Consider the following 20582-nt stretch of genomic DNA (forward strand, 5'->3'; position numbering starts at 1 on the left):
ACCTCAGCGGAACTGGCTCAGGAAACGCACATCGCCGTCATAGAACAGGCGCAGGTCATTGATGCCATAGCGCAGCATGGTCAGGCGGTCGGGCCCGAAACCGAACGCAAAGCCGGTATGACGTTCGGCGTCGATGCCACAATGGCGCAGCACATTCGGATGCACCATGCCGCAGCCGGCGATTTCCAGCCAGCGACCGGCCAGCGGACCGCTCGGAAATGCGACGTCGATTTCCGCTGACGGCTCGGTGAATGGAAAGAAGGACGGCCGGAAGCGCACATCCAGCCGATCGGCTTCGAAGAAGCGATGCAGGAAATCGCTCACCACGCCCTTCAGGTCGGCAAAGCTCACCGATTCGCCGACCCACAGGCCTTCGACCTGGTGGAACATCGGCGAGTGGGTGGCATCGGAATCGACGCGATAGACGCGACCGGGTGCAATGATGCGGATCTCCGGCATCGTTGCCGCGCCTGCATGACGCGCCACGTGCGCCTGCATGTAACGCACCTGGATCGGGCTGGTATGGGTGCGCAGCATCACGTCACTCGCCCCCTCCAGATAGAAGGTGTCGTGCATCGAACGCGCAGGATGGTTTTCCGGCGTGTTCAGTGCAGTGAAATTATGAAAGTCGGTTTCGATCTCGGGGCCGTCTGCCACATCGAAACCGATGCCGCGGAACAGCGCTTCGATGCGTTCGAGCGTGCGGGTCACCGGATGCAGACCACCCTTCGCATGACCGCGCCCGGGCAAGGTCACGTCGAGGGACTCTTCCGCCAGACGGGCCTCGAGTGCGGCGTTGCGTAATGCCTCGCGGCGTGCTTCAAGGGCTGCCTCGACCTTCTGCTTGGCGATGTTGATGGCCGCACCTACGGTCTTGCGGGCGTCCGGGTCGAGCTTGCCGAGGCCTTTTAGCAGTTCGGTCAGGCTGCCGGACTTGCCGAGAAAACGCGCCTTGACCTGTTCCAGCGCCACGGCGTCTGCCGCCGCAGAAAAATCGGTTTCCGCTTGTGAAACAAGCGCTTCCAGATCACTCATCGACTTGAATCCGAACAATATGGGGACAAAAAAAGGAGGCCAGGCCTCCTTTTTCTGCGTGCAACACGCTTAGCCGAGTTGGGCCTTGGCCTGATTCGCGATGGCGGCGAACGCAGCCTTGTCGAATACCGCGAGATCTGCAAGCACCTTGCGATCGACCTGGATCGACGCCTTGTTCAGGCCGTTGATCAGCTTCGAGTAGGTCAGACCCACTTCACGTGCAGCGGCGTTGATGCGCACGATCCACAGCGCGCGGAACTGACGCTTCTTCTGACGGCGGTCGCGGTAGGCGTACTGGCCTGCCTTCATCACCGCTTCCTTGGCGATGCGATAGACGCTATGGCGACGACCGCGGTAACCCTTGGCCTGATCCAGTACCTTCTTGTGACGGGCGCGTGCCGTTACACCACGTTTGACTCTGGGCATCTCGTGGGCTCCTTATGCGTAGGGAAGCATGTTGCGAACGCGTGCGTCGTCCGTCGCATGCACCGCCGTCATACCGCGAAGCTGGCGCTTCGACTTGGTGGTTTTCTTCGTCAGGATGTGGCGCTTGAACGCCTGCGAACGCTTGATGCTGCCGCTCGCCCTGACCTTGAAGCGCTTCGCAGCGCCCTTCTTGGTCTTCATCTTGGGCATGACAAAACTCCATTTATGTCATCTTCACAGGTGACCGCGAACCTTTCGCAGCACTTTCATACCCGTGAACACTTGTTATGCCGCGATTCTTCAATCGCGACGACGCGAGGCAAAACCTCACGCATCGCCGGACTTCAGGTCCGGCAGATTCTTCTTCAGGCTGAGTGAATCAGACCTTCTTCTTGCTCGGTGCCAGCACCATGATCAACTGACGTCCTTCAAGCTTCGGAAACTGCTCAACCACCGCCAGCGCCTCAAGATCGGCCTTCACACGTTCCAGCAGGCGGATGCCGAACTCCTGGTGCGCCATTTCGCGGCCACGGAAACGAAGGGTAACCTTGGCCTTGTCGCCATCCTGAAGGAAGCGCGACAGGTTGCGCAACTTGATCTGGTAGTCACCTTCGTCCGTTCCCGGACGGAACTTCACTTCCTTGATCTGTATCTGCTTCTGCTTGGATTTCGCCTCGGCAGCGCGCTTCGCTTCCTGGTACTTGAACTTGCCGAAGTCCATCAGACGACAGACCGGCGGCTTGGCGAGCGGCGCAATCTCGACCAGATCCACACCGGCTTCTTCTGCCAACGTCAATGCCTGACGGGCCGACATGATACCCAGTTGCTCACCCTCTTCGCCAACAAGACGTATTTCCGGGGCGTTGATCTCCGAATTGAGGCGCTGCGATTTTTGCTGACTGATGCTCGTACTCCCGAGGCGAAAAAAATCAGGCCGTGCGATCGATTCCCCGCGTAGCAATTTCATCAGCGAGACGCTGCATGAAGTCGCTCAGGGTCATCTGCCCGAGATCCGTATTTCCCCGGGCACGCACGGCCACCAATTTTGCCGCCTTTTCCTTGTCGCCTACGACGACCTGATAAGGCAGCTTCTGCAGACTATGTTCGCGGATTTTATAGTTAATTTTCTCCCCGCGCAAATCGCATTCGACGCGCAGACCCGCAGCGCGCAAAGCATTCGTGACTTCCTGAGCGTAATCCGCCTGGGCCTCCGTGATACCCATCACGACAACCTGGACCGGAGCCAGCCACAACGGAAAGTTGCCCGCATGGTTTTCGATCAGGATGCCGATGAAGCGTTCGAGCGAACCGAGCACCGCTCGATGCAGCATCACGGGCCGGTAACGGCCGTTGTCCTCGGCGACATACTCGGCGTCCAGCCGCTCCGGAAGCACGAAATCGAGCTGAAGAGTTCCGCACTGCCATGACCGCCCGATGGCGTCCTTGATGTGGTACTCGATCTTCGGACCGTAAAAGGCGCCCTCGCCCGGCAGTTCTTCCCACTGCATGCCCGAGGCAGCGAGCGCTTCGCGCAGGCCTGCCTCGGCGCGATCCCACACATCGTCAGAGCCCGCGCGCTTGGCCGGACGCAGTGAAAGCTTCACTGCCAGATCGTGGAAGCCGAAATCGCGATAGACGCGCAGCAGCAGTTCGTTGAAGGCGGTCACTTCCGACGTGATCTGTGCCTCGGTGCAGAAAATGTGCGCATCGTCCTGCACGAAGCCGCGTACCCGCATCAGGCCGTGCAGCGCGCCGGACGGCTCGTTGCGGTGGCAGGAACCGAACTCCGCCAGACGCAGCGGAAGGTCGCGGTAGGAATGAAGCGCTGCATTGAAGATCTGCACATGGCCGGGGCAGTTCATCGGCTTTACGGCGTAGTCGCGCTTTTCCGACTCGGTGGTGAACATGTTCTCGCGGTAGTTTTCCCAGTGGCCGGATTTCTCCCACAGCACGCGGTCCATCATGAGCGGCGTCTTCACCTCGCGATAACCCGCTTCGTCGAGCACCTGACGCATGTATTGCTCGATCTGCTGCCACACGACCCAACCCTTGGGGTGCCAGAACACCATGCCGGGCGCTTCTTCCTGCATGTGAAACAAGTCGAGCTGCTTGCCCAGTCTCCGGTGGTCGCGCTTTTCTGCCTCTTCGAGCATGTGCAGATAGGCGTCCTGCTCGTCCTTCTTCGCCCAGGCCGTGCCGTAAATGCGCTGCAGCATTTCGTTCTTCGCATCGCCGCGCCAGTAGGCACCGGCCACCTTCATCAGCTTGAACACCTTGAGTTTGCCGGTCGACGGCACGTGCGGGCCCCGGCACAGATCGACGAATTCGCCTTCGCGATACAGCGACACATCCTGATCGGCCGGAATCGACGCGATGATTTCCGCCTTGTAGTGCTCGCCGATCGACTTGAAGAAGTCGACCGCCTTGTCGCGCTGCCATACCTCGCGCGACACGGAAATGTCCTTCTTCGACAGCTCGGTCATGCGCTGCTCGATCGCCGCCAGATCTTCAGGCGTGAACGGGCGCTTGTACGAAAAGTCGTAATAGAAGCCGTTGTCGATCACCGGGCCGATGGTCACCTGGGCATCGGGAAACAGCTCCTTCACCGCATAGGCAAGCAGATGGGCGGTGGAGTGGCGGATCATGTCCAGACCTTCGGCATCGCGGTCAGTGACGATGGCCAGCTGCGCATCGTTCTCGATCACGAACGAGGTATCGACCAGCTTGCCATCGACACGGCCGGCGAGTGCTGCCTTGGCCAGACCAGCGCCGATGGATGCTGCAACGTCGCGCACGGTGACTGCAGCGTCAAAGCTGCGGACCGATCCATCCGGCAGGGTGATATTGACCATTGGCGTTGCTCCGGAAAACGGTAACGGGGATGTAACGAATATTCGGGACGAAAAAAAAGTGCGGCCTGAGCCGCACTTTTCATTTGCACACGCTTGAACGAAGTCGTTCCGTGCGTCTTGATCTGCAGGCCTCAGACAGCGATAGATACCGGAGTGAAACGCGTTCGCGGTGTCATAACGCAACCTTTCAAAACCTGCAGCGAATGTTGGTAGGCGCGATTGGACTCGAACCAACGACCCCCACCATGTCAAGGTGGTGCTCTAACCAGCTGAGCTACGCGCCTAAAAGAGCGCGCAAGTATAGCCGGAATCCGGCGCGACTCAAGACAAATTTCGCACGCTGTTTCACGGTGCCTGCCAGGCGGCCAGATACTCCTTCCAGTGCGCGCCTGGCTGCGTGGCCAGCCATTCACGCACAAAGGCGATCTCGGCATCGTACTGCGCTCGGTCCAGCACACCACGCATCAACTGGAAGCGCTGGAACACGAGGAAGGTGTTGAGCACATCGGTTTCACAGTAGTCGCGGATCTGCGCGATCTCGCCGCGCTGCCAGGCGCCCCACACGGCCGAGCCGTCCATGCCGAGCTTGCCCGGAAAACCGATCAGCTTGGCCAGTTCGTCCAGCGGCGCATTGCCGCGACCCTGATACAGCGCCAGCAGATCCATCAGGTCCAGATGGCGCGAGTGATAGCGGCTGATGTAGTTGTTCCACTTGAATTCACGGGCGTCCGGGCCATCACCCTCGCCCATTTCCCAGTAGCGCGGCGCAGTGACGCCATGGATCAGACCGCGGTAGTGCAACACCGGCAGATCGAAGCCCGCGCCGTTCCACGACACGATCTGCGGCGTCAGCCGCTCGATGCCTTCGTAGAAGCGCTGGATGATCTGGCCTTCGCCGTTTTCCGGCTCGGCCAGCGACCATACCTTGAGCGAACGCGCATCGCGCAATGCGCACGATATGACGACGACGCGCTGCAGGTGCAGCGGCAGGAAGTCGTGACCGACGCTGGCCCTGCGTTGCTGGAAGGCGAACTCGGCCACTTCCGGGTCGGACAGTTCGTCCGGCAGCTGATGCAGCCGGCGGATACCGGCGATGTCCGGAATGCTTTCGATGTCGAATACGAGTACGGCGGCCATGTCTGTCCTGTGAGGATTGAAATTACTTGCGCGACCACTGCCCGCCGGACTGGACATACCAGCCACTCTGGGCACGCCCGATCCAGCGTTGCGCGAAGGTGGAGCGGATGTCCGCCTCCCATTCGGGATGACCGTTGGCGCGCGCGATTTCGCGATACAGCGCATCGCGATCACCATTTTCCTGCGCCACCAGCCCCTGCACCGCCTGGCGCTGTGCGAGCGGCACCGCATTGGCATCGCGCAGCGCTATCCGGCCATCGGCAGTGAGACCCAGCGCGCCGGATGCATAGTGCGGCGCGAGCTGCGCGTGACGTGCCTGCATCGCGTCGCGCAACTGGCTGATTGCGGGCGTGTTGATTTCCAGATTGCCCTGCGCCCAGACTGCGCCCGCGTACAACAGGCAAAGCAGAACAATGCGGTGCATTGTCTTCATGGTTGTTTCCCTTCCGGTGTCGCCGGGGTCTGGCTGCCGTTCTTCAGCTGCCAGACTTCGTCGATGATGCGATCAGCCGCCTTCTCCGCCGCAGCGGCGGGAAAGTAGATGTTGATGGTGACGCAGCCCGCGAGCAGGGCCGCAGCAGCCAGAGCGACGGTCATCGGCCCGCACCTGAGTGCTCCTCGCGGGAGCGCCTTGTGTATATGCATCCTGTTCATGTCCACCTCATTGAAGCACCGGTTTCGTTTCTGTCACGCGCGCCAGCCGTTCCAGCAATACTTCCCAGTCGACGCGTCGATTGTAGCCAACCACGCTGATCGCCGGCACACCGCCGCCTTCGATCAGGACGAAGCCGCCGTTCCGCTCGCTCAGCCCATCCATTTCGCACACACCATTGCGCAAGCGGCACGACACACCCATGCGCCGATATCCGAAGCGTTCGAACACGCCAAGAAAGATGCGCTGGATCGCCGCGCTCGCCCCTGCCCCACCCAGCGCAGTGATGCTATCGACTGCGCGCTGGCTGATTGTCCGCGGATAGTCACCCTCACTCGACCGCACTCGCGCATCGAACGCCAGTGGCACCCAGCGCGACAATTCCAGCCCGGTTACATCACCGTCGAGCCGACCGGTAATGCGACCGAACTTGAAAGTTTCGGTCAACGCGTCCAGATCGACATAACGCATCTGCAGGTCGGAAAGTACACGCGGTGTCGTGCCGAAGGGCTCGATCACCTGCAGACCGCTCGCGGCGATGTAGCCGCCGAACACCTGGATCAGCAGTTGGCCGTCCAGTGACAGCACGCCATCGCGCCAGCGCACATGCGGCACGCTGGCGCCAACACTTCCCGCCATGCGCGGCCAGCCGAGCGCCTGCGTCAGTTCCGGCATCGATAGCGGTTCCAGATCGGCAGACAGGTCACCGGTCCACCGGCCATCCACGCGCTCGAAGCGCAGCAGATTCAGCTGAAGGCCGGCGTCGAGCAGCGGGATACGCACCGGCTGAACATTGACGTGATCGGGTGCGACTTCGGCGTCGAGCACGAAGCGGCCGACAGGCACGCGGCCGAATCGCCCTTCGCCCGCGGTGATATGCATGCGTGTCGCACCGTCACGCTGCCACGGCAGGTCTGCGTCCAGTTGCTGCAGCGAATACCGCCCGGCTGCGTCACTCACGTGGCCACCGCGTACGATCAGTTTCGCACTGTGCAACCCGGCGGGATCAAGCCGGGCTGCCACATCCGCGTCCCCCTGCATGACGAATGCCGGCCAGCCCCGCGCGGCAAACAGGGGCTGGACGAAGCGCTCGTTGAGCAACTTCAGGTCGAGTTCGGCGCCCTGCATGCGCGCAGCGCGCAACGTGGCACTTGCGCGATCCAGTGTGGCGTCGCCGGTCAGACGCCCGATACCGGCAAGATCAAGCGCGAGCGACGTCAGATTGAGCGCAGACGTCGACAACCTGAAATCCGCCGACAGCACACTGCCCCCGCCGGTCAAATAGATGCTGTCCCACAACAACTCGCCGCCGCGCCAGTCCGTGACAAGGGTGCCGCGCCAGTCAGGGCCGTCGCGCTGTACGTCGATATCGATGACCGCAGACAGCGAATCCGCCGCACGCAGACCGTCTGCCGAGCCGAACCGTCCGTCCCTCGCGACGAGCGTCGCACGCAACCGTGGCGTCCGTGCCACACCTGACAGTGTCAATGTGGCGTCGACGTCAACCTGTCCGGCCGGCCCGTACGGTTTCAACACCGGAAGCTCGCCGAACAAGAACGCAAGCGGCACGCCGGACGATACGAGCCGCAGCTGCGGCGCATCGCCAGCGAGCGCCCCTGTCACCGTTGCCGTGACTCCGGCGTTCAGGCGGACGTCTGCGCGCAGCGCGCGTTGAGATCCGCGAAGGCTGAACTCGACCGGCCACGGACCGTAACCTTCGGCGCTCAGCCGCCCCCTCCTGCAGTGCACTTCAGGCAGCACTGCGAAGTCGCCGCATTCGAGTTTGACATGCTGCAGCGTGCGCCCAGCCACAAGCGCGCGTGACGCGGTGATGCGCGCGCGGCCGCCGCCCAGACCGGCTGCGGCGATGCGCACATCGCTCAGTTCGACGGCAGGCGCCGACAAAGACTCGAAGCGCAGTTCGATGGCCGCCTGCGGCGATGAATACACACCGAACAGAATCAGCGCGGCAACGCAGCGGTGCAGCGGCCGCAACAGTCGTTCAGGAAGGGAATACACCCGTTGACAGATAGCGGTCACCGCGGTCGCAGACGATGGTGACGATGGTCGCATTCTCGACTTCGGCTGCAATGCGCAAAGCGACGACCAGCGCACCGCCGGAACTGATGCCGGCGCAGATACCCTCCTCGGCGGCCAGACGGCGCGTCATGTCTTCGGCCGCAGCCTGACCGACATACTCCAGCCGGTCGACGCGCGCACCATCGTAGATTTTCGGCAGATAGGCTTGCGGCCACTTGCGTATCCCCGGAATCTGCGCACCTTCCTCAGGCTGGCAGCCGACGATCTGGATGTCCGGATTCATCTCCTTGAGATAGGTCGAAGTGCCCATGATGGTGCCGGTGGTGCCCATGGAGCTGACGAAATGGGTGACGCGGCCATCGGTATCACGCCAGATTTCCGGGCCTGTGCCTTCGATGTGAGCGCGCGGATTGTCCGGATTGCCAAACTGGTCGAGGATGATGCCGCGACCTTCGTCGCGCATCTTCTCGGCCACATCGCGCGCCAGTTCCATGCTGCCCGCCTTGCTCGTCAGCACCAGTTCGGCACCGTAGGCAGCCATGCTCTGGCGGCGTTCGATGCTCTGGTTCTCGGGCATGACCAGAATCATCTTGTAGCCGCGCATCGCCGCCACCATGGCCAGCGCGATGCCGGTGTTGCCACTGGTCGCCTCGATCAGCGTGTCACCCGGCTTGATGTCGCCGCGCTCTTCGGCGCGGCGGATCATCGACAGCGCCGGTCTGTCCTTGACCGAGCCGGCTGGATTGTTGCCTTCCAGCTTGCCGAGGATGACATTGCCGCGACGCTCGTTGTCCGCGCCCGGAATGCGCTGTAAGCGAACCAGCGGTGTGTTGCCGACGAAATCTTCGAGTGTCTTGTAGTGCATGGCTGCCTTGATGTCTGTAGGGCCGATTCAGCGTGAACCGGCCGGTTTGGGGGGTGCGCCTGCCGGCTTGGGCGGAGCGGCGGACCCTGCGGCCGCTGAATCTGCCGATGGCTGGGCGGGAGGACTGCCTGCGGGTCTCGGCGGTGCGCCGGCCGGTCGTGCCGGCGGAGCAGGCGGCGTACCCGCAGTACCTCCCGCCGGTCGCGGCGGTGGCGATGCAGCGGTTCGCATCGGCGGAACTGCTGGCGCCGGAGCCGCCGGTGCTGCAGCGGGTGTCTGTACCGCTGGAGGTGAAGCTCGGCGGCGCATCACCACGACGCCGACCACCGCCACGACGCTGATCACCGCGACGATCCACCAGGGAAAGCCATCGGAGGTCGGTACGGCAGAGGGCTGGCTCGCTGTCGCTCCGGAGGTTGATGCACCGGCTACGGCACTGACGGTGAGCAGCGGCCTGAGTTCGGCGAAGGTCTTGTCGCCGATGCCCTTCACGTTGCGCAGGTCTTCCACCGAGGCAAACGGGCCGTTCTTCGAGCGGTGCTCGATGATCGCCTGGGCGCGGCTCGGACCGACGCCGGGCAATGCATCGAGGTCCGCTTCGGTGGCGGTATTCAGATCGAGCGCGGCAAGCACCCATGGGGCTGCGAGGCAAAACAGCAGACAACAGATCAGGCGACGCATGGCGCAAACTCCACAGGCAGATGGAAGACGGACGTCGCGCGACCGTCGGATCAGGTGTGACGCAGATCGGCCGCCAGTTCGTCAAGCGAGCATACCGCAGTGCCGAGCTTCGCAACGACGATGCCCGCCGCGCGGTTCGATAGCCGCATCGCGTCGGTCATTGAACTGCCTGCCGCCAGCATGACGGCCATCGCGGCAATCACCGTGTCGCCGGCGCCGCTCACGTCATACACCTCGCGTGCCAGCGCGGGCTCGTGAATGACACCGCGCGCGTCGTAAAGGCTCATGCCGGCGTCCGAGCGGGTCAGCAGCAACGCGCCAAGATTCAGGTCATCGCGCAGCGCGCGCGCGCGGCGCGCAAGGTCGTCATCATCCGACCAGCGTCCGACGACCTCGCGCAACTCGTTGCGATTCGGCTTCAGCAGCGTGGCTCCTGCGTAGCGCGAATAGTCGTCGCCCTTGGGATCGACCAACACGGGTTTGCCGACGGCCCGGGCGATTTCCATCATGTCGCGGATGTTCGACAGCGCGCCCTTGCCGTAATCGGACAGGATCACCAGGTCCGCGTCGCTCACCCGGCGGGCAAACTCATCAAGCTTGGCGCGCAGTACTTCATGCGTCGGCATGTTCTCGAAATCGATGCGCAGAAGTTGCTGCTGGCGGCCGATCACGCGCAGCTTGATGGTCGTCGATAGCGCGGCGTCCTCGTGCAGACTGGCGTCGATGCCCGCCGCCTGCATCTGGGCACGCAGCGTGCTGCCGGCGTCGTCGGCGCCGACCACCGACAGCAGACTGACATGCGCGCCGAGTGCGGCACAGTTGCGCGCGACATTGGCCGCACCACCCGGCCGCTCCTCGACCCGGTCGATCTTCACCACCGGCACGGGCGCCTCAGGCGAAATGCGCTGCACGTCGCCGAACCAGTAGCGGTCCAGCATCACATCGCCGACGACGAGGATGCGGGCACGCGAGGTGTCGGGCAACGACAAACTGGATGACGGCAGGCTCATCGATCAGGGCGTGAGGTCGAATTCTTCGGTGCGTTTGGGCGGATAGGTTTCCCAGCCACCACAGGCCGGACAGCGCCAGTGGAACTGGCGCGCCTTGAAACCACAGGTATCGCAACGGTAACGCGCCACGCGGCGCGTGTGCGCATGGATGATGCCCTTCATCAGATCGGAATCGGTGCGCGACTCCGGCGGCAGCGTCTGCATCTGTGCTTCAAGCAGCTTGTCGAGGCCGAGCAGTGTCGGATTGCGGCGCAGTTCGTCGCGCACCAGCGCGAGTGCACCGGCCGGCCCTTCCGTGTCGAGCTCTTCCTTGAACACCACGTCGAGCAGATCGAGCGACGTGTGGCGTTCGAGATAGCTCTTCAGCAACGTGATGCCCTGACGTTCGCGCCCGAGCTTGCGATAGGCGTCGGCCAGACGGCCGGCAACCAGGGCAAGGTAGACAGGATTCTGCTGTTCGACGCGCTGCCACTGTTCGATCGCAAGTTCCCACTGCTGCTCGGCGGCGTGCAGGTCTCCCATCAATACCAGCGCACGCACGCACTTGCGATGCGTGGCCAGCGCGTCCTCGAGCAGCGGCCGGGCATCGCCGAAACGCGACTGCGCCAGCGCGTGGGTCGCCAGCTCGCACAGGAACTGGGCGATGTCCTTCTGCGCGCGGTGTGATTCGTCCGGCGGCAAGGCACGTGCAATCTCGATTGCCTTCGCCCACTCCTTCTCCTGCTGGTAGATGTCGAGCAGGTGATGCAGCGCTGCCATGTCGAGCGCCGTATTGCGCAGACCGACGAACACCTCCTCGGCACGGTCAAGCAGACCGGCCTTCAGATAATCCTGACCCAGTTCGAGTCGGGCATTCAGGCGCAACTCCGGCTTGATGTCCTCCCGCTTCACCAGCGCCTGATGAATCTGGATGGCACGGTCGGTCTCGCCACGGCGTCGGAACAGATTGCCGAGCGCGAACTGCAGTTCTGTGGTTTGCGGATCGCTGCGGGTCGCCTCGATGAAGGACTCGATGGCGCGATCCGGCTGTTCATTCAGGAGGAAGTTCAGACCGGCGAAGTAGGAGCGCGGCAGCGCTCTGGATTCGCTGACCAGATGGCGAATATCGATGCGCGCCGCAAGCCAGCCGAGTCCGAAGAAGAGCGGCAGCGCGAGCAGCCACCAAAGTTCGATATCCATATTCCGTGGGAGCCGACTCAGTCAGCCGAAGAGGGAGTCGGGACGGGCGGCTTGCGCGCATGCGTCCAGCCGGCTAACGCACCGAGCAGCACCCCCAGCACGAACAATGCGAGCAGCACGACCGACAGTTCGATGCGCCACTCGTGGCCGAAGAACCACCGAACGGTGACCGGATCGCTGTTGCGCGCAGCAAGGCCCAGCAGCAGCAGGAAGACAACAATGCGCAGCAGCCAGTTGAGGATGGCCATGGACGGGTGAAATCAGGATACGGGAATCGCAGCAGCCAGAGCCTGATCGACCCGTTCGCGCAGTTCCTTGCCCGCCTTGAAATGCGGCACGCGTTTCTCGGGTACCAGCACCTTTTCGCCGGACTTCGGATTGCGCCCCACGCGCGGCGGCCGGTGATTCAGCGAAAAACTTCCGAAACCACGGATTTCGATGCGGTCGCCACGCGCCAGTGCGGCTGTCATTTCATCGAGAATCATCTTGACTGCATAGTCGGCATCCTTCGCCACCAGTTGCGGGAAGCGGGAAGCCAGCCGGGTGATCAATTCGGATTTTGTCATGACAGATCGATTGAGCAGGTGCACGGAACCGGATGATGACAAGACAACGCCGCCCGCAGGCGGCGCTGTCACCAAGCCTCAATCGCAAACCGCGATCAGGAGGGGTTCTTCAGCTTCGCCTTGAGCAACGCACCCAGGTTGGTGGTGCCACTGCTGGCCGACGAACCTTCGGACTGAATCTTGTGGATCGCGTCGTTCTGGTCCGCCTGATCCTTCGCACGCACAGACAGCGTGATCGAACGGGTCTTGCGGTCGAGATTGACGATCATCGTTTCGATCTCGTCGCCGACGTTCAGCACGGTGGTCAGGTCATCAACGCGGTCACGCGAAGCCTCTGATGCACGCAGATAACCTTCAACATCGTCATTAAGCGCAATGACCGCGCCCTTGGCATCAACCGACCTCACGTTTCCGCGCACGACGCTGTTCTTGTCATGGGTGGCGATGAAGTTGGTGAAGGGATCCCCATCCATCTGCTTCACGCCGAGCGAAATACGCTCGCGCTCGACATCGATCGACAGCACAAGGGCCTCGACTTCGTCGCCCTTCTTGTAGTTGCGGACGGCTTCTTCGCCGGTCAGCGACCACGACAGATCGGACAGATGCACCAGGCCGTCGATGGCGCCGGTCAAGCCGATGAACACGCCGAAGTCGGTGATCGACTTGATCTGACCGCGGACCTTGTCACCCTTCTTGTGGTTCATCGAGAAGTCTTCCCACGGATTTGCCTGACACTGCTTCATGCCCAGCGAAATGCGGCGACGGTCTTCGTCGATTTCGAGAATCATCACTTCGACTTCGTCGCCCAGCTGGACAACCTTGGTCGGGTGGATGTTCTTGTTGGTCCAGTCCATTTCGGACACGTGGACGAGGCCTTCGATGCCCTGTTCGATTTCGACGAATGCGCCGTAATCGGTCAGGTTGGTGACCTTGCCGAACAGACGGGTACCCTGCGGGTAGCGACGCGAAATGCCCACCCACGGATCTTCGCCCAGTTGCTTGAGGCCCAGCGACACGCGGTTCTTTTCTGCGTCGAACTTGAGCACCTTCGCTTCGACCTCGTCACCGACCGCCAGCACTTCCGACGGATGACGCACGCGGCGCCATGCCAGATCGGTGATGTGCAGCAGGCCGTCGATACCACCGAGGTCGACAAATGCGCCGTAGTCGGTGATGTTCTTGACGATACCCTTGACAATCGTGCCTTCCTTCAGGTTTTCGAGCAGCTTTTCGCGCTCCTCGCCTGCGGTCAGTTCGAGCACTGCGCGGCGCGAAACAACCACGTTGTTGCGCTTGCGGTCGAGCTTGATGACCTTGAATTCGAATTCCTTGTTTTCGTACGGTGCGGTGTCCTTCACCGGACGCAGATCGACCAGCGAACCCGGCAGGAAAGCGCGGATGCCGTTGGTCATGACGGTCAGGCCGCCCTTGACCTTGCCCGACACGAGTCCCTTGACGATGGTGCCGTCGCCGAGTGCCTTTTCAAGTTCGTTCCACGCAGCGATACGCTTCGCCTTGTCACGCGACAGCCGGGTTTCACCGTAACCGTCTTCGAGCATTTCGATCGCGACGCTGACGTAATCGCCGGGCGCAACCGTAAGCTCGCCGCGATCGGTGCGGAATTCTTCGATCGCGATATAACTTTCCGACTTCAGGCCGGCATTCACGACAACGAAATTGTTGTCGACGCGCATCACTTCGGCGGTAATGACCTCACCGGCGCGCATTTCCTGGCGCTGGAGGCTTTCCTCGAACAACGCGGCAAAACTTTCCATGGAATCCATGGATTCGGACGACTGGGCAACTTGGGACATTGGCAAAAAGCCGCTTGCGCGGCAACGGGTTAGGGGTGAACACAACAACCTGCGAACATTCGCAGGCTGCACTTGCCGGACAACGGCGCATCAGATATCAGTTCGATGCACCGGCTGCCCTGCCTTCACTTGCTCCCACGCGTCAAGAACCATCCTGACGGCGGCATCTGCGGACATCGAACTCGTGTCTAGCGGAATCGCACCGGCCACGCGCACCAGCGGCGCGTTGGCTCGTTTGCTGTCCCGTTCGTCGCGTTCACGCAAATCCTGAGAAAGACTCTCGAGGTTAGCAGAAACACCTTTTTCGATCAACTGCTTATACCGCCTCTGCGCTCTGACCTCGACGCTGGCGGTGAGGAACACCTTGAGCGCCGCATCGGGGAACACAACGGACGCCATGTCGCGACCGTCGGCCACCAGCCCGGGAAGCTGGCGGAAGGCGCGCTGTCGCTCAAGCAGGGCCTGCCGTACGCCCTGATGCACTGCAACCTTCGACGCACCGACCGATGCGTCCTCGCTGCGCATCGCGTCTGACACCTCCTCGCCGGCAAGCCAGGTCGCATTGTCGGCGAAGCGCACATCAAGCGCGGTGGCAATGGTTTCCAGCACCGCTGCGTCGTCCAGGGACGCGCCGCCGCGCAGTGCAGCCACAGCGGTCAGCCGGTAAAGTGCACCGCTGTCAAGCAGGTGAAAGCCCAGCGCCGCCGCGACACGTGCTGCGACCGTACCCTTGCCCGATGCGGACGGACCGTCGATCGCGATGACTGGTGCCCGGACGTCGCCGCTCATCGCGCCACCTCTGCCCAGCGAGTGAAGTAGTCGGGGAAGGTCTTTGCGACGCAGCCGGGGTCCATGACGCGCAATGGCACGCCGCCCAGCGTGACCAGCGAGAAACACATGGCCATGCGGTGATCGTCATAGGTATCGATCGATGCACCGGAAATGAACGCCGTGGGCGGGGTAATCGCCAGATAGTCGGCGCCCTCCTCCACCGCGGCACCGATCTTGCGCAGTTCGATCGCCATCGCAGCGATGCGATCGGTTTCCTTGACCCGCCAGCTGGCGATGTTGCGCAACCGGCTCGGGCCGTCGGCAAACAATGCGCAGATGGCCAGCGTCATCGCCGCATCCGGAATGTGGTTCAGATCGAGATCGAAGGCACGCAGACGCCCGCTGGCGGGGGCGGATGCCTCCATCCAGTTGGGTCCCATGCGGACCACTGCGCCCAGCTGTTCGAGCGCCTGGGCGAACGCGACATCGCCCTGAACCGAGTCGCGGCCCACGCCTTCGACCCGCACCGGGCCGCCGCCGATCGCGCCGGCCGCGAGGAAGTAGGACGCCGAAGACGCATCGCCCTCGACGAAGCACTCGCCGGGTGACACATACTCCGCCGCAGCCGGCACGCTGATGGATGACCAGCCATCGCGCCGGGCGTCGACGCCGAACTGGCGCATCAGGGCCAGCGTGATGTCTACATAGGGTTTGGAAATCAGTTCGCCATCGATGTCGATGCGCACGGCACGCCCGGTCAGCGGCAGCGCCATCAACAACCCGGTCAGGAACTGGCTCGACACATCACCGCGCACGCTGACTGCCGCGACATCCCGTAACCGCGCCGGATGAATGCGCAGCGGCGGAAAGCCGGTCTTGCCCTCGTAATCGATCTGCGCGCCGACCTGGCGCAGCGCATCCACCAGATCACCGATCGGCCGTTCATGCATGCGCGGCACGCCGCGCAGGCGGTACTCGCCACCCATCAGCGCAAGCACCGCGGTCAGCGGACGAAACGCCGTGCCGGCGTTGCCGAGAAACAAGTCCGCTTCACGTACCGCGAACCGCCCACCGGTTCCATGGACGCGATAGTCGTTGCCGCCCGCGTGCTGCCAATTCACCGCAAGACTGCGCAGGGCATCGAGCATGCGGTCAACGTCGTCGGAGGACAGCAGGTCGTGCAGCAGCGTATCGCCTCGCGCGAGCGCGGCGAGCAGCAGCACGCGGTTCGAAATGCTTTTGGAACCTGGCAACCGCAGCGTACCGCGGGCAGTCGAGGCAGCAGGAAGATCGAGAAATTCTTTTTTCATCATGGCGGGAAGGTCCGCCGGCACCGTGTAATGAGGATGGCCGGCTGTCGGATCAGTTCTGGCGCTGCGCCCAGGCAACGCGGGCTTCTCGGGCGATGCCGAGCAGCTTTTCGATGCCGGCCGAGTCGCCCTGTTCGATCAGTGTGCGATAGCGCGCGAGTTCTTCTTCATAGGCCGTCAGTTCGGCAAGCAACGCGTCGCGATTGGCGAAGAAAATGTCGCGCCACATTTCCGGGTGGCTGGCTGCTATACGGGTGAAATCGCGAAAGCCGCCGCCGGCGAGGCTGAAAATCTCGTCTGCGTTCGACCGCGCAGCCAGTTCAGACACCAGCGCGAACGACAGCAGATGCGGCAGGTGACTGACCGACGCCAGCCATCGGTCGTGGTGTTCGGGCGAAGTGGTCGATACCTGGGCACCGCACACTTGCCAGGCCTTGCGGACCAGATCGATCACAGCGTCATCGTTCTCGACCAGCGGCGTCAGCACGACCCGACGCTTGTTGTACAACTCGGCGCGCGCCGCCTGCGGGCCGCTCTTCTCGGCGCCAGCAATCGGATGGCCGGGCACGAACTGCCCGATTCGGGAGCCGAATCGGGCCCGCGCCACCGCAACGACGTCGGCCTTGGTGCTGCCGGCGTCCGTGACTACGGTATCGAGTGACAGATGCGGTATCAGGTGCGACATCACGACATCCATCTGGCCCACCGGCATCGCGAGCAACACCAGGTCGACGCCCTGCAAGGCGGCCCGCCAGTCTGTCTCGACGCGATCGACGAGGCCGAGCGACAGCGCGTCCTGCATGCCTTCCGCGGTGCGGCCGATGCCGACCACCTCGCCAACCTGCTTCGCCTGCTTCAATGCCGCAGCAAACGAGCCGCCGATCAGACCGACACCGCAGACCAGCAGACGTCCGACCAGAGGCTTCGTCATGGCGCAGGTCACGTCCGCGCCCTTGTCAGGGCATCGATGAAGCGTGCGTTCTCCGACTCGAGGCCGATCGACACGCGCAGCCACTCCGGCATCGCGTAGCCGGCGATCGGACGCACGATGACGCCCTGTTCGAGCAATCGGCGGTTGATGGTCGCCGCATCGCCTGCGCGAAATGCGACGAAGTTGGCGTAGGAGCGGATGTACTCGATGTCCTGCGCGTCGAAAAACGCTTCCAGCTGGCGCAGTCCCGCTGCGTTGGCTGCAGCCGATGCGCGCACGAAGTCTTGATCCGCGAGCGCAGCCGCTGCTGCAGCCAGACCTACGTTCGACACATTGAACGGCTGCCGCACTCGATTGAGCAGGTCGATCACAGGCGGCTGACCAATGCCGTAACCGACACGCAGGCCCCCGAGCCCATACGCCTTCGAAAAGGTGCGAGACACCAGCAGGTTCGGGTAGCGCACCAGCCAGCGCGCACTGTCGTACGCGAGCTGTTCTGGCAGGTATTCGCTGTATGCCTCGTCGAGCACAACCAGCACGTCGGCCGGCACCGAAGCTACGAAACGCTCAAGTGCCACAGCTTCGACGAATGTGCCGGTGGGGTTGTTCGGGTTGGCGATGAACACGACACGCGTGTCGTCGCGGATGGCGCCTCGCATCGCGTCGAGATCGCAGCCGAAATTGCGGGCAGGCACCTCGATGCCGAAGGCGCCCGCGGCGAGCGTCGCCAGCGGATAGACCGCGAATGCGTGCTTCGAATACACCGCACTGCTCCCCGGACCCAGAAGCGCACGCGCCACCATTTCGAGCACGTCGTTCGAGCCATTGCCCAGCACGATCTGATCGATGTTGATGTCGTGATGACGCATCACGGCCTGCTTCAGCTCGAAACCGTTGCCGTCGGGGTAGCGCGGTATTTCGTCGATCGCCGCCAGCGCAGCAGCACGCGCATGCGGGCTCATGCCAAGCGGGTTCTCGTTGGAGGCGAGCTTGACGATGGAAGTCTCTTCCAGCCCCATTTCGCGGGCCAGTTCGGAAATCGGCTTGCCCGGCTGATAGGGCGAAATCGAACGGATATGCGCCGCTGCGCGGTCGAACACACTCATGAACTGCTCACCGAAACCGGGTAGGAACCGAGCACCTTCAGCGAGCCTGCTTCGCCACGGATGCGGGCGACTGCCTTGCTGACGGCCGGCTCGCTCAGATGCCCTTCGATATCAACATAGAAAACGTACTGCCAGCCACCGCTGCCGAAGCCGCGTACCGGACGCGACTGCAACTTCGTCATGCTGACGCCTTCGTCGGCCAGTGGCTGCAGCAAACGCACCACGGAGCCGGACCGGTTCTGCACCGTGAAGATGAGCGAGGTCTTGTCGCGGCCCGACGGCCCGGCGTCGTGCTCACCAAGCACCAGAAACCGGGTGGTGTTTGCCGGGTCATCCTCGATGTTGGCGGCAAGGATGTGCAGGTCGTAGGCACGCGCCGCCGCCTCACCCGCAATCGCCGCAGCACGTTCTTCCTCGGCTGCACGACGCGCCGCCTCGGCGTTGCTGGCCACCGCCACTGTCGGCACGCCCGGCAAGTTGCGGTTGAGCCATTCATGACACTGCGCGAGCGACTGCGAATGGGAATAGACGCAGCGCACCTGATTCAACGGCGTGTCGCGACTCATCAGATTCTGTTCGACGCGCAACATGACTTCGCCGCACACCATCTGCGTGGTACTGAGCAGCATGTCCAGCGTTCGACCGACTGCACCCTCGGTCGAATTTTCGACCGGCACGACGCCATATGCCGCGTTGCCCGCTTCCACGGCGCGGAACACGTCGTCAATCGTGGCCAGAGGCAGCAGCGCCGGCGCCGAACCGAAATGCCGGCGCGCCGCACTTTCGGAAAAGGTACCGGCCGGGCCGAGGAAGGCGACAGTCAGCGGCTGCTCCAGCGCAAGACAGTGCGACATGATTTCGCGGAACACCGTCTTGACCGCGTAGCCAGGCAGCGGGCCCGGATTGTTGTCCTCGAGCCGGCGCAGCACCTGTGCTTCGCGTTCCGGACGATAAATGTTCCCTTGCTTGATCTCGCCGATGCGGTGCGCAACACGCGCCCGCTCGGAAATGAGCTGCAGCACGCGCTGATCGATGTCGTCGATCGCATCGCGCAGCTTCAGCAATTCTTCAAGCTCGGAAGTGGATGTCGGGGAAGTCGGATCGGATGCCATCGTTCAACCGTACCTGCGTTCAAATTCAGTCATGTAGTCGGCCAGTGCCCGCGCACCGTCGAGCGGCATCGCGTTGTACAGCGAGGCGCGCACACCGCCCACTGCGCGATGCCCCTTCAGGTTGATCAGCCCGCGCCGGCGCGCCCCATCGAGAAAGCGTGTGTCCAGCCGCGGCTCGCGGAGGAAGAACGGGATGTTCATGCGCGAGCGCGACCCGGGCTGGATGCGATTCGTATACAGCTTCGAGCCATCGAGCACGTCGTAGATCAGCGAAGACTTTGCCGCATTCTCGCGCTGCATCGCCGCGACGCCACCCGCCTTCTTCAGGTGCTCGAACACCAGTCCGGCAACCCAGATCATGAACGCCGCAGGCGTGTTGTACATCGAATCCCACTCGACGTGGCGCGCGTAGTTCATCACCGATGGCACCGCAGCGCGTGCGCGGTGCAGCAGGTCATCGCGCACGATCACGATGGCCAGCCCGGCCGGGCCGATGTTCTTCTGCGCGCCGGCATAGATCAGTCCGAAGCGCGACACATCCAGCGGGCGCGACAGGATGTTGGACGACATGTCCGCCACCAGCGGGACGCTGCCGGTATCCGGATAGTCGGCAAATTCGACGCCGCCTATCGTTTCATTGGCACAGATGTGCACATAGGCGGCCTGCGGATCGAGTTGCCAGTTCGCTGCCTCGGGTACGCGATCGAACTCGCTTGCGGCTGCGCTGGCGGCGATGCGCACATTGACCAGCGGTGCGGCTTCCGCCATCGCCTTGTCGGACCAGTAACCGGTGTGGATGTAATCCGCGCTCTGCCCCTCACGCGCCAGATTCAGCGGCACCATCGCGAAATGCGGCGTGGCACCCCCATGCAGGAACAGCACGTGGTGAGAATCCGGAATCGCGAGCAGTTCGCGCAGGTCGGATTTGGCGCGGGCGAGGATATCGGCAAACGGTTCGCTGCGATGTCCCAGTTCGAGTGCCGAGTAGCCGCCCCCGTCAAAATCCTGCCACTCGCGCGCAATCCGCTCGATCACCGGGTCCGGCATCATCGCCGGCCCTGCCCCGAAGTTGTACGCGCGGGCGCCCATGTCAGA

22 protein-coding genes and 1 tRNA gene are annotated in these 20582 nt (G+C 62.9%); all 23 read right to left on the bottom strand.

Annotated elements, in window-relative coordinates:
* Window positions 1-3: 3 nt before the first annotated feature.
* Entirely contained in the window at window positions 4-1035 is a 1032-nt protein-coding gene (gene pheS, locus Q8Q80_RS00365; RefSeq protein ID WP_305631029.1) for a phenylalanine--tRNA ligase subunit alpha, read from the bottom strand.
* A 69-nt stretch (window positions 1036-1104) separates the two neighbouring features.
* Window positions 1105-1461 (bottom strand): 50S ribosomal protein L20, encoded by a 357-nt coding sequence (rplT, locus tag Q8Q80_RS00370; RefSeq protein ID WP_305631030.1) that lies wholly within the window; start codon window positions 1459-1461, stop codon window positions 1105-1107.
* A gap of 12 nt (window positions 1462-1473) precedes the next feature.
* A complete protein-coding gene (gene rpmI, locus Q8Q80_RS00375; protein WP_008062636.1) occupies window positions 1474-1671 on the bottom strand; it encodes a 50S ribosomal protein L35 in 198 nt (65 codons plus the stop codon).
* 169 nt (window positions 1672-1840) lie between these two features.
* The gene (infC, locus tag Q8Q80_RS00380) at window positions 1841-2422 is read right to left on the bottom strand and encodes a translation initiation factor IF-3 (protein ID WP_305631061.1); all 582 of its coding nucleotides are present in this window, start codon (window positions 2420-2422) and stop codon (window positions 1841-1843) included.
* Window positions 2391-4313 (bottom strand): threonine--tRNA ligase, encoded by a 1923-nt coding sequence (thrS, locus tag Q8Q80_RS00385; RefSeq protein ID WP_305631031.1) that lies wholly within the window; start codon window positions 4311-4313, stop codon window positions 2391-2393. Before thrS ends, infC begins: the two co-directional genes overlap by 32 nt.
* Before the next feature lie 207 nt (window positions 4314-4520).
* Window positions 4521-4597 (bottom strand) — tRNA-Val (locus tag Q8Q80_RS00390).
* A gap of 61 nt (window positions 4598-4658) precedes the next feature.
* Complete coding sequence (locus tag Q8Q80_RS00395; RefSeq protein WP_305631032.1) at window positions 4659-5450, bottom strand: 3'-5' exonuclease; 792 nt, start codon at window positions 5448-5450, stop codon at window positions 4659-4661.
* A 22-nt stretch (window positions 5451-5472) separates the two neighbouring features.
* Window positions 5473-5883, bottom strand: coding sequence for a YdbL family protein (locus tag Q8Q80_RS00400; RefSeq protein WP_305631033.1), 411 nt, complete (start codon window positions 5881-5883; stop codon window positions 5473-5475).
* Window positions 5880-6047, bottom strand: a complete 168-nt coding sequence (locus tag Q8Q80_RS00405) for a hypothetical protein (protein WP_305613130.1) — start codon at window positions 6045-6047, stop codon at window positions 5880-5882. The genes Q8Q80_RS00400 and Q8Q80_RS00405 overlap by 4 nt, the downstream gene beginning before the upstream one ends.
* 64 nt (window positions 6048-6111) lie before the next feature.
* Window positions 6112-8121, bottom strand: coding sequence for a hypothetical protein (locus tag Q8Q80_RS00410; RefSeq protein ID WP_305631034.1), 2010 nt, complete (start codon window positions 8119-8121; stop codon window positions 6112-6114).
* Complete coding sequence (gene cysM, locus Q8Q80_RS00415; protein ID WP_305631035.1) at window positions 8105-9007, bottom strand: cysteine synthase CysM; 903 nt, start codon at window positions 9005-9007, stop codon at window positions 8105-8107. Before cysM ends, Q8Q80_RS00410 begins: the two co-directional genes overlap by 17 nt.
* Window positions 9008-9034: 27 nt before the next feature.
* Window positions 9035-9688, bottom strand: coding sequence for a ComEA family DNA-binding protein (locus Q8Q80_RS00420; RefSeq protein ID WP_305631036.1), 654 nt, complete (start codon window positions 9686-9688; stop codon window positions 9035-9037).
* 50 nt (window positions 9689-9738) lie between these two features.
* On the bottom strand, window positions 9739-10698 hold the full coding sequence (rfaE1, locus tag Q8Q80_RS00425) for a D-glycero-beta-D-manno-heptose-7-phosphate kinase (RefSeq protein WP_305631037.1): 960 nt from the start codon (window positions 10696-10698) through the stop codon (window positions 9739-9741).
* A gap of 3 nt (window positions 10699-10701) precedes the next feature.
* Window positions 10702-11877 carry a lipopolysaccharide assembly protein LapB gene (gene lapB / locus Q8Q80_RS00430; protein WP_305631038.1) on the bottom strand — a complete coding sequence of 392 codons (1176 nt, stop codon included), beginning with the start codon at window positions 11875-11877 and terminating at the stop codon, window positions 10702-10704.
* A gap of 17 nt (window positions 11878-11894) precedes the next feature.
* Window positions 11895-12125, bottom strand: coding sequence for a lipopolysaccharide assembly LapA domain-containing protein (locus Q8Q80_RS00435; RefSeq protein WP_305631039.1), 231 nt, complete (start codon window positions 12123-12125; stop codon window positions 11895-11897).
* A 12-nt stretch (window positions 12126-12137) separates the two neighbouring features.
* Entirely contained in the window at window positions 12138-12443 is a 306-nt protein-coding gene (locus Q8Q80_RS00440; protein ID WP_305613115.1) for an integration host factor subunit beta, read from the bottom strand.
* Window positions 12444-12538: 95 nt separating this feature from the next.
* Window positions 12539-14257, bottom strand: a complete 1719-nt coding sequence (gene rpsA, locus Q8Q80_RS00445) for a 30S ribosomal protein S1 (protein ID WP_305631040.1) — start codon at window positions 14255-14257, stop codon at window positions 12539-12541.
* A gap of 90 nt (window positions 14258-14347) precedes the next feature.
* Window positions 14348-15046: a (d)CMP kinase gene (cmk, locus tag Q8Q80_RS00450; RefSeq protein ID WP_305631041.1), complete on the bottom strand. Its 699-nt coding sequence runs from the start codon at window positions 15044-15046 to the stop codon at window positions 14348-14350.
* On the bottom strand, window positions 15043-16338 hold the full coding sequence (aroA, locus tag Q8Q80_RS00455) for a 3-phosphoshikimate 1-carboxyvinyltransferase (protein ID WP_305631042.1): 1296 nt from the start codon (window positions 16336-16338) through the stop codon (window positions 15043-15045). The genes cmk and aroA overlap by 4 nt, the downstream gene beginning before the upstream one ends.
* Before the next feature lie 52 nt (window positions 16339-16390).
* On the bottom strand, window positions 16391-17269 hold the full coding sequence (locus tag Q8Q80_RS00460; RefSeq protein WP_305631043.1) for a prephenate dehydrogenase/arogenate dehydrogenase family protein: 879 nt from the start codon (window positions 17267-17269) through the stop codon (window positions 16391-16393).
* A gap of 8 nt (window positions 17270-17277) precedes the next feature.
* Window positions 17278-18375, bottom strand: coding sequence for a histidinol-phosphate transaminase (gene hisC / locus Q8Q80_RS00465; protein ID WP_305631044.1), 1098 nt, complete (start codon window positions 18373-18375; stop codon window positions 17278-17280).
* Window positions 18372-19487, bottom strand: coding sequence for a prephenate dehydratase (gene pheA / locus Q8Q80_RS00470; protein ID WP_305631045.1), 1116 nt, complete (start codon window positions 19485-19487; stop codon window positions 18372-18374). The genes hisC and pheA overlap by 4 nt, the downstream gene beginning before the upstream one ends.
* A gap of 3 nt (window positions 19488-19490) precedes the next feature.
* Window positions 19491-20576, bottom strand: a complete 1086-nt coding sequence (gene serC, locus Q8Q80_RS00475) for a 3-phosphoserine/phosphohydroxythreonine transaminase (protein ID WP_305631046.1) — start codon at window positions 20574-20576, stop codon at window positions 19491-19493.
* Between the last annotated feature and the right edge of the window lie 6 nt (window positions 20577-20582).

Source organism: Methyloversatilis sp. (genome assembly GCF_030698125.1).
Taxonomy (GTDB): Bacteria; Pseudomonadota; Gammaproteobacteria; order Burkholderiales; family Rhodocyclaceae; genus Methyloversatilis.